The sequence below is a fragment of the bacterium genome (assembly GCA_021372615.1).
GTDB lineage: Bacteria > Armatimonadota > Zipacnadia > Zipacnadales > UBA11051 > JAJFUB01.
Genome location: JAJFUB010000067.1, coordinates 19,190 through 32,594 on the forward strand (window position 1 = coordinate 19,190; position 13,405 = coordinate 32,594).

Below are 13,405 nucleotides of genomic sequence, written 5' to 3' on the forward strand. Positions count from 1 at the left end.
GTGATGCCCCCACCCGAATTCCTGACTCGCCGCACACTTACCTGCCGGAGGCCTCCCATGCGTCAGCTACTGCTCGTCACACTCATCCTGCTCGTGGCCACTGCCGCCTTCGCCGGCAACCCGGGGGACGCGGCCTGGCCGCGCCTGACGATCCTGCCGCCGCCGGCCGCGCCGGTCATTGACGGCGTCCTGTCGCCGGGCGAGTGGGACCGGACCGTCGTCGTGACCGGCTTCGCGCCCCTGGGCCATGCCGAACTCGTCGCCCACCAGCCCCTTGTGCACCTGGCCTGGACCCCGGACGCGCTGCTGATCGCGGCGCAAGTGCCTTCGCCGCCGGGGCAGAAGGCCCGGGCGCGCGCGACTGACTTTGACGGCACCGTCTGGGCGGACGACTCGCTGGAAGTCCATGTGGATCGCGGCCACCAGCACAAGCAGAACTACCAGTTCATCGTCAACGCTCTGGCCACGAAGTTCGACTCGTTGGCCGGAGACAAGAACTTCAACGCCGAGTGGACGGCCGCGGCCCAGAACAACCCCGGCCAGTGGACGGCGGAGCTGGCGATCCCCTGGACGGCCATGGGCGGGGCCCCCAAGGCCGGAGACATGGACGGCTTCAACGTCATCGTCAACTCGTCGTACCTGGGGGGCACACTGACCTTCAGCCCGCTCAAGCGGTCGGCGCACGAGACAGCCAGCTATGCCCACGTCGGCTATGGCCGGGACGCCGCGGTGAGCGTCGAGCGGCTCGACGCGGCTGACCTGCGGGAAGTCGTCCTGCGGGCCTACGGCGCCGCGCCGGCATCCGTGCGCTACCGCCTCTCCCGCGCCGGCGACGCCGCTGACCTGGCCGATCAGGCGCTGACGCTGGCGGGCAACGGGGCTCCCGGCAGCGTCTCGGTGCAGATCCCGCGCGAGCAGGGGCTGCCCAAGCCCGGCGAGTACACGATCCGCCTCACGGCCACGGGCCCCGGCGGGACGCTGCTGGTGCGCGACGCCGACTTCACCGTCCGCGACGCCCTGCGCGTCACCTGCCAGGCCTATGAGGTCGGCGGCACGCTGGAGGTCCGCCTGCAGACCGAGCCCTCCATCTTCCCCGCCGCCGACACGGAATACGCGCTCACTGTCTCCGGGGCGCGCGGCGTCATCAAGCAGATCGAGCACGGGCGCCTGCCCGCTGCCGCCGAAACGCCGGTCCTCACCCTCCAGCGCCGCCAGGTTCCGCCCGGTAAGCTCACTCTCAAAGCGACCGTCACCCACCTGAAGACGGGCCAGCAGTACACCGTCGAGCGCACCCTCGACAGCCCGCTGCAGCCGGTGTGGCTCGGCACGCGGGAGGGCCTGACGGACAAGGTCCCCGCCCCCTGGACGCCGGTAACGGTCAAGGGCAGCACGGTTGGGTGCTCGGGGCGCACGTATGGCTTCCAGGGCGGGCCGCTGCCCACCAGCGTCACCACCCGCGGGTCGAGTGTGCTCGCCGGCCCGGTCCGCCTCATTGGCGAGGCCGATGGCGCCGCCCTCATCTGGACCGGCGGCAAGAGCGTCTGCATGGTCCAGAGGCCAACACAGGCGAAGCTGAGCGGCCAGGCCACCTCGGGCGCGCTCAAGCTCACCGGCACCGCCGCCGTGGACTACGACGGCATGATCCGCTGCGACCTGACGCTCGCGCCGTCGCGCGGCCAGAGCACGGTGCGCGAGCTGACGCTCGAGGTCCCCCTCAAGCCCGCGTACGCCCGCTACCTGTACAGCTTCCCCGGACGCTGGGGCAGTTGCGCCAACAGCGCCTACCTGCCCGCGGAGGGCTGGCAGAACCCGTTCAAGCCGTTCGTCTGGCTGGGCGACGAGGACCGGGGTTTCGCGTGGTTCTGCGAGAGCGACCGCAATTGGTTCCCGCTGGACAACAAGACCGCCCTGACGATCGAGCGCACCCCGCAGGCCACGACCCTCAAGTGCCACCTGATCGCCGCCGAGACCGTCGTGGACAAGCCCCTGACCTACACCTTCGGCTTCGAGGCCACCCCCTGCAAGCAGCCGGACAAGACCGTGTGGGACTACCGCATCGTGCACCAGGGGAACTACGGCCTGGAGAAGCAGCGGGCCACCAGCGGCGGTAAGGTCGGCTACCCGGCGGCGGGGCGCCTCCGCCGGGAAGAGGGGACCTTCGAGTGCTGGGTGCGGCCTGCCGTGGACAGCGAGCGCGACAAGGCCTTCGCCGACCGCACCTACCAGGGCAACCGTGACCTCTTCACTGTCCAGCTCAGCCCCGGCATGAACGGCAGCAACTACGGGCTGTACTGGAATGGCACCGTGCAGGGCCTCGTCGGTTGGGCCCGCACCGACGGCGTGGTCACCGACAACCCCGGCTATAGCTTCGACTGGAAGGCCGGGGAGTGGCACCTCGTCGGCATGACCTGGGACGCCCAGAAGCTGCGCATCTACCTCGACGGCAAGATGGTGTCCGAGACGCCGAACAAGGGGTTCCTGCGCGCGCCGCTGGACGCCGCCGAGATCCGGATCGGCGGCGACGGCGCCCTGGCGACGGTTGACGAGGTGCGCATCCTCTCCGTCGCCCGCCCGCCCGTCGTCACCGACAAGCCCTTCGAGGCGGACGCGCAGACGCTGCTGCTGGACCACTTCGACAACTACGGCGCCAAAGGTGAGGGAGCAGTGGGGAAGCCCGATGCCTGGGTGCGCTTTGCGCCCGGCAAGTTCGGCCAGGCCCCGACCTGGGAGCCCGGGCAGGGCCGGACACGCCTGGACGAGATGGCCGAGCAGGGCGTGCGCACCGTCTGCTTCCATGAGCACTGGGTGCCGTACCAGTCGTACCCCCATGTCACGGATGCTGACCGACCGCGCCTGCGCAGCCTCGTGGACGGCCTCCACCAGAGCAAGCTCAACCTGCTGCTGTACATGTCCCGCCAGTTCGCGGACAACTGCCCGGAGTGGGAGCTGCACAACGCCGACTTCTGCCAGGAGCCCCGGCCCGGCGCCTACACTCGCCAACCCCCGCAGCGCGCCTACATCGGCTGCTGGAACAGCCCCTTCAAGGACTTCTGCCTCCACTACCTGGGCCGGACGATAGACGAGTTCGGCAACGACGGCTGGTATCTGGACGGGCCCGAGTGGCCCATGCCCTGCGCCAACCGCGCCCACGGTTGCGGCTACCAGGCGCCGGACGGCTCCTGGCGGCAGACCTGGGACATCTTCGCCACGCGCGACTTCATGCAGCGCCTGTATGTCCTCACCCGCCAACGCAAGCCGCAGGGGCAACTGAACATCCACAACTCCACGGTCATGGTCATCCCGACTCTGGGCTTTGGCACGAGCAGTTGGGGCGGCGAGCAGATTGACGCCATCAAGCCGCCGGTCAAGACGCTCACCGCCGTCCCGATGGACTCCTTCCGCACCGAGTTCATGGGCCGCCAGTGGGGCGTCCCGGCGGAGTTCCTGGTCTATGACGGCCAGCCGTACTACGCCAGGGACGTGCTGGCGTACACGCTGCTGCACGGGGTGCTGATCCGCCCGGGCAGCCCGGACTCGATGGACCGCACCTCGGCCCTGTGGAAGGCCCACGACAAGTTCCCCTTCAGCCACGGCACGATGCTGGGGTACTGGTGCAACGGAGACGTCATCAAGATCGCCGGCTCCCCCAGCGGCGCCCTGGCGCCCGAGTTGGGTCAGGAGAACGTCTACGCCAGCGTCTGGACGCTGCCGGGGCAGGGGGCGCTGATCGTGGTGAGCAACCTGACCGACGCCGACGCCCAGGCGCAGGTGACGATCAACCTGGCGAAGCTGGGCGCCCCGAAGACGGCGAGAGTATGGGACGCGCTCAGCGGCGAGACGCTACGGCACCAGCAGGGGAGGCTGACGCTGCCGGTGGAGAGCTGGCGGTACCGGGTGCTGCGGGTGAAGTAGCCGTTGGCGTTGCCGTCTGTGTTGCCGTTTGTGTTCCCCCTCCCTTCAGGGAGGGGGTAGGGGGTAGGCCGCCGTTACCAGGGGGAGAGCCAGATGACCAACCGCGACGGCATCGTCACGGGTGACCATGCCGCGCGCAAGCGGGTGCAGGCGCGGCACCTGCGTCAGAACATGACGCCGGCGGAGAGCGGGCTCTGGCAGAGCCTGCGAGCCAGCCGTCTCGGCGGCCACCACTTCCGTCGTCAGCAGATCATTGACGGCTACATCGTGGACTTCTACTGCCACGCCGCCGGACTGGTGATCGAGGTGGACGGCGATGTGCACGGCTTCCAGCGCGAGGAGGACACAGTACGGCAGCAGGTCCTGGAGCGTCGGGGGTTGCAGGTGCTGCGCTACACAAACCGCGACCTCGCCGGCGATCTCCGCTACATACTGGATCAGATTTTGGGCATCGCCGATCGCCGCCTCGAAGAGCAAGAGCGGGCGAATGAGTAACCCCTCCCTTCAGGGAGGGGTCGCGCCGGAGGCGCGGGGGTAGGCCGCCGTTTGGGTGGCGGGTGGTTGAGGAGGTACGGGGACGGGCGCACGGCTTCCTACCCCCTGCCCCCTCCCTGTAGGGAGGGGTCGCGCCGGAGGCGCGGGGGTAGGCCGCCGTTTGGGTGGCGGGTGGTTGAGGTGGTAGGGAGGAGGAGGGACGGCCTCCTACCCCCTCCCCCCTCCCTGAAGGGAGGGGTCGCGCCGCAGGCGCGGGGGTAGGCTGCCGTTGGGGCGGCGGGTGGTTGAGAAGGTACGGGGACGGCGGCACGGCTTCCTACCCCCTACCCCCTCCCTGTAGGGAGGGGTCGCGCCGGAGGCGCGGGGGTAGGCCGCCGTCTGGGGTTGCGGATGGTTGAGGAGGTACGGGGACGGGCGCACGGCTTCCTACCCCCTTGTATATTGGAACCGGGGCACTTTGACAGAGTCAGACATCTTGCTCGGGCGGCGCTCCGACGGGAGTGGTGCGCGGTAGGCCGTCTTTGACCCCTGGAGGCTCGACCTCGTGGGGCAGCTGGGTCGCCGCGCACCGCCCGAGCCATTTCCGTTGAGCCTGTACAGTTGCCTGAGGGCCGTCGCGGCACCTCGTATCTCACAAGGCCAGGCCAACCCGGAGCCATCCTATGTCCTATCAGGTGTTCGTCGGTATCGATGTCAGCAAAGCTTCTTTGGATGTCGCGGTCCTGCCGGGTTCACGGCGCACGCGCGTGGGCAATGACGAGTCCGGCTGGCGCGAGTTGATCGCGTGGCTGGGCGCGCCAGCGGACACGCTGGTGGTGCTCGAGGCCACCGGCGGCTATCAAAATGCCGCCGCCCTGGCGCTGCAGGAGGCCGGCTTCGCCGTGGTCGTGATGAACCCGCGCCCGATCCGCGACCACGCGCGGTCGAACAACGTGCTGGCCAAAACCGACCGGTTGGACGCGGCGGTCATCGCCGACTTTGCTCGCGAGAAACAGCCGCCGGTACGGCCGTTGCCCGACGCGCAAGCTCGCTTGCTGGGGGCGCTGATGGACCGGCGCCGGCAGTTGGTGCAGATGCTCGCAGTCGAGAAGAACCGCTTGCAGCAGGCCCCACCGGCCCTCGCCCGTGACATCACGCAGCATATCCAGTGGCTGAATAAGCGGCTCAAGCAACTGGATCGCGATCTGGATGACCGGATCCGTCAGAGTCCGCTGTGGCACGAGCGCGACCAGATTCTGCGGTCCGCGCCCGGGATTGGCCCGGCGGTCTCGCACACCCTGTTGGTCGAGTTGCCGGAGTTGGGGCAACTGAAGGCCAAGCAGATCTCCGCCCTGGTGGGGGTGGCACCGTTGAACCGCGATAGCGGCAAGTTCCGCGGACACCGGTCGATCTGGGGCGGCCGCTCTCAGGTGCGCTCGATGCTGTACATGGCGGTGGTGTCGGCGGTCCGCCATAACCCGGTCATCCGCACTTTCTACCAGCGTCTGAAGCGGGCAGGCAAGACGAGCAAAGTGGCGCTGGTGGCGTGCATGCACAAGCTGCTGATCATCCTGAACGCGATGCTCAAGCAGCGGCAGTACTGGGCGCCACGGGCTGTGCCGGGTTAGGCCTCAACCCAGCGCCCCGCCCGCCTGCAGGCCCCTCCATCGCGGACAGAAGGCGGGCGGGACGCGGAGCTAGCCGAGAGGCGGCGGCCGCGACAAACTACCAAAGAGCACGCACAACAAGCTTGACTCGCAATACAGTTGCTGCCCCCTCCCTGAAGGGAGGGGGAACGACAACGGCAACAACCATGCAGGAAGACATCGAGGCCTTCATCGCTTACCTCGTCGCCGAGGTGGGCCTGTCCGCTAACACCATCGCGGCTTACCGCCGCGACCTGGAGCAGTACGGCCTCTTCCTGCACGACCGCCAGCGCAACTTCCTGAACGCCGACGAGGACACCGTCACGGCCTACCTGGGCGAGTTGCGGGGACGGGGGATGGGGCGGGCTACCGTGCAACGCAAGCTGTCGGCGTTGCGCCAGTTGCACAAGTACCTGGTGCGCGAGGGTCTCACGCGGCACGACCCGACCGCCACCATTCCCGCCGTCCCCCGGCCGGTGCGACTGCCAAAGGTGCTGACGGTCAAGCAGTGCCTTGCCCTGCTCGACGCCCCCGACGCCACGACCCCCGGCGGGCTGCGCGATGCGGCGATGCTCACGTTGCTCTACGCCACCGGGCTGCGCGTATCGGAGTTGGTGGGCCTGCGGATGCACAACGTGGACCTGGAGGGGCGGAGCCTGCGCGTGCGGGGCAAGGGGGGCAAGGAGCGGGTGATACCGGTAGCGCCGCTCGCCCTGGACCTGCTGCAGCTCTACCTGCAGGAGGCCCGCCCGGCGCTCGACCAGGGCCATAGCGATGACGCCATCTTCCTGTCGCCGCGGGGCCGGGGCATGACGCGCCAGACGTTCTTCAACCACCTCAAGGACTACTGCCGCCTGGCGGACATCCCCCAGGACACGTCCCCCCACACGCTGCGGCACTCCTTCGCCACGCATCTACTGGAGGGCGGGGCCGACCTGCGCAGCATCCAGGAGATGCTGGGGCACTCCAGCCTGGGCACCACACAGATCTACACCCACGTCTCCTCGGGCCGCAAGCGCGCCGTGTACGACGCCACCCACCCCCGGGCCCACGACACCGAGCCCCCCGCTTAACGCACCCTTAGCTGCGCCATAACGCCCGGCCAACCGCCGCTTAACGGCGGGCGGCTATGCTCTCCCTCGATGACGCCGGCGAGGACAGACCCCGCCAGCGCATGACAACCCACGGAGGAGAGAGCATGAACACATCACGGTCGCAGGGCTTCACCCTCATCGAACTCCTGGTGGTGATCGCCATCATCGCCATCCTCGCCGCCATCCTGTTTCCCGTCTTCGCACAGGCCCGGGGCAAGGCCCGGCAGGCGAGCTGTCTGTCGAACATGAAGCAGCTCGGGCTCGGGCTGCTCAGCTACACGTCCGACTACGACGACACGCTCCCGCTGTCGTACACCTACCTCAACGGCGTCGGCGGCACGGGCGGCTACAACCACTGGAGCGGGGCCATCGGCCCGTACGTGAAGAGCAACCAGATCTACGTCTGCCCGGGCGACAAGAACAAGGGCCTGGAGCCCACGAACAGCTTCGACATCCAGGCGCCGCGGATCAGCTACATCTCCAATGAGGTCGTGATGGGCCGCCCGCGCGCGCACTACCGGGCCGTCAGCCTGTCCGCCATCGAGGAGCCGGCCTCCCTGATCTGTCTGGCCGAGATCACCGACTACCCGTACGCCATCGGCGGCTCGTCGGGCGCCTCGGGCGTGGCGTACAAGAGCCATCGCCCCGCCAACGTGCTGTGCGCCGCGAACACCAACAACGACAGCGCCGAGACCGGCCCGCCCTACGCCCAGGCAACGATGGGCGAGTGCCAGGCCGCCTTCGAGCAGGCCGCGTCGCTGACCGGGATGCTCGCCGAGGGCCCGACCCACGCCATCTACCTGAGCCCCAATCGCCACAACGGCGGCGCCAACTACTGCTTCTGCGACGGCCACGCCAAGTGGCAGAAGTTCGGCACCGCCCTGAGCAACCACGAGTTCGGCACGCGCTTCTACTCCATCGCGAGCAACGGCGCGATCAACTAGGCAACCACCGAGGCACCATCGGACCACCGCTGCACAGCCCCGCCGTACCTGGCGCGAGGGGGCAGGAGGGCCGGAGCCAACCACAGGCTCCGGCCCCTTTTCTTTCAGGGGGCAATGGCCGCCACGGTGACATCCTGCCGGCCCTCGTGCGCCGCGTTGAAGGCCAGCCAGCGGCCGGTCGGGTCGGCCAGGGGGTGGGGATGGGTGTACTGCGAGCCCGGCTGGATGCTGCCCCACTCCGTGTTGTGGCGGCAGATGGGCTCCAGGTGCGGCCCTGCTTCCGGCGGCTCGTCGGTGTATAGCCACTGCAGCGTGTCGGGGGAGAAGTCGCCGTCGAGCACCAACGCCGGGCGTGTGCGATCGGGAGTGAGATGACCGTACGCCCGCGCTTGCGGGTAGTGCCCCTCCCAGATGGTCTCGCCGTCCGGGCGCGTCACGCCGATGTAGACGCCGCCCCCCGGCAGGCCGCCGTGATAGGCCAGCGCCGAGCCATCCCACAGCCACGCGGTGTGGACCTGGAAGAGCGGCTCGGGCCGCAGCGGGTGGGCCTGGCCGGTGTCCAGGTGCAGCAGCCACACGCGCGGCGTCACGCCATCGCCGCCGCACCAGTAGCGGGGGGCCATGTCGAGGTCGAAGTACAGCAGGTTCGGGTCCGTGGGGCAGAAGGCGCAGTGGGCTGAGCCGGCGCGGTCGTGCTCGAACAGCGTCTCGACTCGCCCGCTGTCATCCAGCGCCACCCGCACCAGTCGCAGCCGGTGGTCGGCGTAGCTGCGGTAGTCGCGCGTGACGGGCTCCCCGGCCAGGCGCTGTGGATGGGCCGAACTCAGGGCGATAGCCACCCACTGCTCCTGCGGGTCCACCGCGGGCGCGCCGAAGATCCACTCTGCACCACAGTCCGGGAGCAGCACCCGCTCCGCCAGCGTCTGCAAGTCCACGGCGCGCAGCGTCCGCTCGCACGCAAAGACCGCCTGCCCCGCACGCGGGGCGAGGCACAGGCGGTTGCCGCAGATGCCGCGCCCGTCCCAGCCCGGGCCGGGGCGCTCCATGCTGCGGTGGATGTAGCTGCGGTCGCCGACGCCCGGCGCGCGCCACAGCGCCGTCAGTTCGCCGCTGGCGACATGGGCCTTGAGGACGACCGTCGCGCCCTCGCGCACCGAGATCAGCACGAGGGTTTCGCCATCGGCGGTGAAGCCGGAGTTAGTGTGGTAGGTCGGCGTCATGTTCATGAGGCCGGCGGAGGTGAGGCGGCGGACGGTGCGGCCGGTGAGAGGGTCGGCGTAGTCGCGGGCCTCATGCCAGGTGTGCCCGATGTCCATGGCGCTGTATTGGGCCCGGCAGGCAGGTGCACCTGCCCGGCAAGGCCAATGCTAGTCGAGGGGCTTCCGGAGGTCCATCATGCACCGCCACGGCTTCACCCTCATTGAGCTTCTCGTCGTCATCGCGATCCTGGCCGCCATTCTCTTCCCCGTGTTCGCCCGGGCGCGCGAGAAGGCCCGCCAGACCGCCTGCGTCAGCAACATGCGCCAGATCGCCATGGCCTTCTTCGAGTACTCCCAGGACTGCGACGGCGGGGGCGTGCCCGGGGTCATGGAGCAGACCGCGCCGGTCACGTACGGCCTGTGGGTCCGGGCGGTGCAGCCGTATATCGCCAACGACCAGATCATGGTCTGCCCCAGCAACCAGAACCGGATCAACTACACTGACGGCGCCTGGGCGCCCAAGGTCGTGGACTACGGCTACAACGGCTGGCTGAGCCTGCGGATGGAGGACCATTCGCTCAGCCCCGGGGCCAACCCCGCCAGCATCTTCATCTTCTGCGACTGCGGCATGCCCGACCCGACCGAGCGCGCGCACCTGTACGACGGCCCGCCGAGCTACTACGGCGCCGCGCCGCACAACGACGGCGCTAACTTCGCCTTCCTCGACGGCCACGCCAAGTGGCAGAAGCAGTCCGGCGCCGCCACGACCGCCTACAAGGGCGTCGTGTACTTCGGGGAGGCGACGCGAGACTGACCGTGCCGCCCTCGACCACCCCTGCCCCTCACCCCGCCGACCTGGCCCCGCGCCTGCTGCCGTGGTTTGACGCCCACGGACGCGACATGCCCTGGCGGCTGGACCACCATCCCTACCGCCTGCTCGTCGCGGTCATCATGCTGCAGCAGACGCAGGTCGCCACCGTCATCCCCTACCACCGGCGGTTCCTGCAGGCCTTCCCGTCGGTCAAGGCGTTGGCGGCGGCGCCGGTGGAGGACGTGCTGAAGCTGTGGGAGGGGCTGGGGTACTACTCCCGCGCACGGAACCTGCACCGCGCGGCGCAGCTCATCGTGGCCGAGTACGCCGGGCGCGTGCCGCGCACGGAGCGGGAGTTGCGGGCCTTGCCCGGGGTGGGCGCATACACCGCCGCCGCCGTGCGCAGCATCGCCTTCGAGGAGTCGGTCGCGGCGATTGATGGCAACGTGCTGCGCATTCTGTCGCGAGTGTTCTGGCTGCCCGGTGGCGGGCGCGAGGGGAGGGAAAAGCAGCGGGCCGAGGTGCTGGCACAGGCGGCCGTCCCGCTCGACCGGCCGGGTGACTACAACCAGGCGCTGATGGACCTGGGGGCCGTCGTCTGCACCCCGCGCGCGCCGTCGTGCGAGGCGTGCCCGTTCGGCGACCTCTGCCGCGCGCGGGCGAAGCGGCAGGCCGAGGCCATCCCGAAGCGGCGTCGCAGCGCCATACGGGCGGTGCGTGCTGTGGCGGGCCTGGTCCGCAAGGGCGACAAGCTCCTGCTGGCGCAACGGCCGCCCGAGGGCGTATGGGGCGGGTTGTGGGAGTTGCCGAACGTGACGGTCGAGGGCGACGCGGACCCCGCCGCCGCGCTGGCCGAGTATCTGCACCGGGCGCTGGGCCTGCGGGTGCAGGTCGGCGACGCGATCGTCACCCATCGCCACGCCATCACGAACCGCCAGGTCAGCTTGACGGTCCTGGAGTGCTCCGTCCTCGGGGGAAGGCTGCGCTGTCGCGAGCACACCTGCGCCCGGTGGGTCAGTGCCGAGGAGCTGGATCGCCTCACACTGCCCGCCCCCCACCGGAAGGTGCTCGCGGAGCAGGCCGTGGGAGGGGCCGGCTACTAGCCGGCCCGTCGTTGGCGACGGCTGGCGGAGAGCAGTGGAGGAACCGCACGGCGGGCCGGATGATACCCGGCCCGTCGTTGGCGACGGATGGCGCAGAGCAATGGGCGAACCGCACGGCGGGCCGGATGATATCCGGCCCCTCCACCGGTCACGGCCCTCCCCCACCTATCCCAGCTTCACGTCCAGCACCACCATGCCGCGCGGGGGGACGCGCGTGGCGAGGGTCGTGCCGCTGGGGATGATCGGCTTGCCCGGGAAGTGACTCGCGATCCGCACCTCGAGGATCTCCCGGCCGAAGTCGAGCTGTGGCTGCATGTACCAGTAGGCCTCGTTGCCGATGAGCACCCGCACCCACCCCGGCGCCGTCTCGTACGCCAGCACCCGCGCCTCGGCCACGCCGTTGACCACCTGTGGCACGTCCGACAGGGCCGTCAGCGCCTGCGCGCAAGCCCGCAGGAAGTCCTCGCTCGTGGGGCGGAAGTACAGGTCGTAGATGTAGCTGGGCGGGTCGGGCCGCTCGTCGGCCAACTCCGCCTGCGGGACGGGCGGCACTTCGGGGAGGGCGGCGTCCGTCGCGGGTCGGTACACCCGCAGGCAGAGCTGCTCCGGGCCGTCGCCCTCGGCCAGCGTCAAGTCGGCCGGCGGCAGCGGCGCATCATTGCGTCCCATGGTGACCACCATGCCGGGATGCGCCAGCACCGCTTGCAGCTCCGCCTCGGGCAGCAGCTCTGGCCGAGGCACGAACAGCGCGCCGGTCACAGCGCCCAGGTGCTCGGGCCGCACGACACAGTGCAGCGGCGCCCCGTGGAACATGAGCTTCGTGCACAGCTTGTGGCGCGTGAGTGTGCGGTGCTCGACATAGTCGCCGAACTCCGTCTCCAGCGCCGCCTCCGACCAGAGCACCGTCGGCGACAGCAGTCGCGACGGCTCCTGGTCGTACGCCACCAGCCAGTTGTGGTCCATCCAACGCCACTGGGGCGCCTCGATGCCATCCGCCAGGCAGACCACCGGCCCGGACGAGGCATGGTGGCAGCCCTGCGCGTCCTGCAGGAACATGCTGCCGAGCAGGTAGTGCTCGCGCTCGCACACCGGCGGCAGGTGGTTGAGCACGTCCCAGTTCTCGGTCGTGTCGCCGGTGCAGTTGAGGCAGACCAGCGGCGTGCCGGGCAGGTCGGCCTTCATGAACGCCAGCATCATGTTCATGTCCGCACGCAGCTCCACCGGCACACCCTCGGCGCCGATGGAGTTACCCGCCCCGACGGTCTCGAGAATCAGCGCGTCCACGCCGGCCCGCGCGATGCGCCGGTAGTCCACCCCGAAGCGGAGGTAGGCCCCGAACGGCTCCTGGGTCCAGACATTATTGAACGCAGTGCGCTTGCCCAGCTCGTGCACGGCGCCGCAGATCTTGGTCCACATCTGCTCCCAGCGGATCGCGTGGAACTCGCACCACTCACGGCGCAGGCTGCTCCAGATGAACTGCGCGCGGGCCTCGGCGCGCTCGGCGTCGCCGTCGCAGTGAAGGTCTACGTCGGCGTCCATCATGGTTGCGAACTGCCCCACCATGTCATCGGAGTAGTCGGCATGGGAGACCGGGCGCCGCGGGCCGGCGATGCCGTCCGCCCCGTGGAAGCCGTCGAAGCCGTAGTCGGTGAGCACCTCCCGCAGCTTCGCCACGAAGTAGTCCTCATAGTACGTCCCGTCCGCCAGCCGCTTGAGCGGGCCGATAGTGCCGCCCGCCTCGCCGGTATGACGCACCGCCCAGACCTCCGGGTGGCTGTCGGACCACGGGCTGCGCCGGGGCTGGCCGTCCACGTTGCTGACGAAGATGTCCATCACCGAGCAGTAGACCTGGATTCCCCGGCGCTGCAGCTCCTGCACCAGCCCCCGGAACTGCCAGTTGGTCCACTCCTGCCGCCGCCGCTCGGCGTTGTAGCTGCGGGCGCCGTACGCGCAGACATCGGGCGGGAGGACGATCTCGCGGTCCATGCCCTCGTGGGCGTTCACGAAGTCGGTGCAGCACAGGTGGAAGGTCAGGACATCGGGGACGAGGCCGGCGTTGTCGAGGAAGGCGCCGACATGGTAGTCGGGCTCCGTGTTGTCGAACCCGAGTAACTCAATCCACATCCAGCGCTGGCAGTTGGGGCGGGACTCCGACATGGCATCACATCCAGACGCACAGGTGAGGTGGCAGGCACGGCCAGGCCACCGGTAGTGGGACCCGA

9 protein-coding genes are annotated in these 13,405 nt (G+C 69.5%); 7 read left to right on the plus strand and 2 right to left on the minus strand.

Annotated features, from left to right (window positions below):
* The first annotated feature begins 57 nt into the window (after positions 1-57).
* The 5 genes from LLH23_09865 (at position 58) to LLH23_09885 (ending at position 8,070) form a co-directional block, all read left to right on the plus strand.
* The gene (locus LLH23_09865; protein ID MCE5238783.1) at positions 58-3,912 is read left to right on the plus strand and encodes a DUF6067 family protein; all 3,855 of its coding nucleotides are present in this window, start codon (positions 58-60) and stop codon (positions 3,910-3,912) included.
* A gap of 93 nt (positions 3,913-4,005) precedes the next feature.
* On the plus strand, positions 4,006-4,407 hold the full coding sequence (locus tag LLH23_09870) for a DUF559 domain-containing protein (protein ID MCE5238784.1): 402 nt from the start codon (positions 4,006-4,008) through the stop codon (positions 4,405-4,407).
* Between the two features lie 662 nt (positions 4,408-5,069).
* The gene (locus tag LLH23_09875) at positions 5,070-6,014 is read left to right on the plus strand and encodes an IS110 family transposase (GenBank protein MCE5238785.1); all 945 of its coding nucleotides are present in this window, start codon (positions 5,070-5,072) and stop codon (positions 6,012-6,014) included.
* Between the two features lie 185 nt (positions 6,015-6,199).
* Positions 6,200-7,105 carry a site-specific tyrosine recombinase XerD gene (gene xerD, locus LLH23_09880; GenBank protein ID MCE5238786.1) on the plus strand — a complete coding sequence of 302 codons (906 nt, stop codon included), beginning with the start codon at positions 6,200-6,202 and terminating at the stop codon, positions 7,103-7,105.
* A gap of 125 nt (positions 7,106-7,230) precedes the next feature.
* Positions 7,231-8,070: a DUF1559 domain-containing protein gene (locus LLH23_09885; protein MCE5238787.1), complete on the plus strand. Its 840-nt coding sequence runs from the start codon at positions 7,231-7,233 to the stop codon at positions 8,068-8,070.
* Positions 8,071-8,174: 104 nt separating this feature from the next.
* On the opposite strand, the gene LLH23_09890 is transcribed toward LLH23_09885, so the two are convergent.
* Entirely contained in the window at positions 8,175-9,386 is a 1,212-nt protein-coding gene (locus tag LLH23_09890) for an oligogalacturonate lyase family protein (protein ID MCE5238788.1), read from the minus strand.
* Positions 9,387-9,465: 79 nt separating this feature from the next.
* Between LLH23_09890 and LLH23_09895 the strand changes: the two genes are divergently transcribed.
* Together LLH23_09895 and mutY are read left to right on the plus strand one after the other, a co-directional pair.
* Complete coding sequence (locus tag LLH23_09895; protein MCE5238789.1) at positions 9,466-10,083, plus strand: prepilin-type N-terminal cleavage/methylation domain-containing protein; 618 nt, start codon at positions 9,466-9,468, stop codon at positions 10,081-10,083.
* A gap of 2 nt (positions 10,084-10,085) precedes the next feature.
* Positions 10,086-11,183 (plus strand): A/G-specific adenine glycosylase, encoded by a 1,098-nt coding sequence (gene mutY, locus LLH23_09900; protein MCE5238790.1) that lies wholly within the window; start codon positions 10,086-10,088, stop codon positions 11,181-11,183.
* Between the two features lie 165 nt (positions 11,184-11,348).
* On the opposite strand, the gene LLH23_09905 is transcribed toward mutY, so the two are convergent.
* Positions 11,349-13,340: a hypothetical protein gene (locus tag LLH23_09905; protein ID MCE5238791.1), complete on the minus strand. Its 1,992-nt coding sequence runs from the start codon at positions 13,338-13,340 to the stop codon at positions 11,349-11,351.
* Positions 13,341-13,405 lie beyond the last annotated feature (65 nt).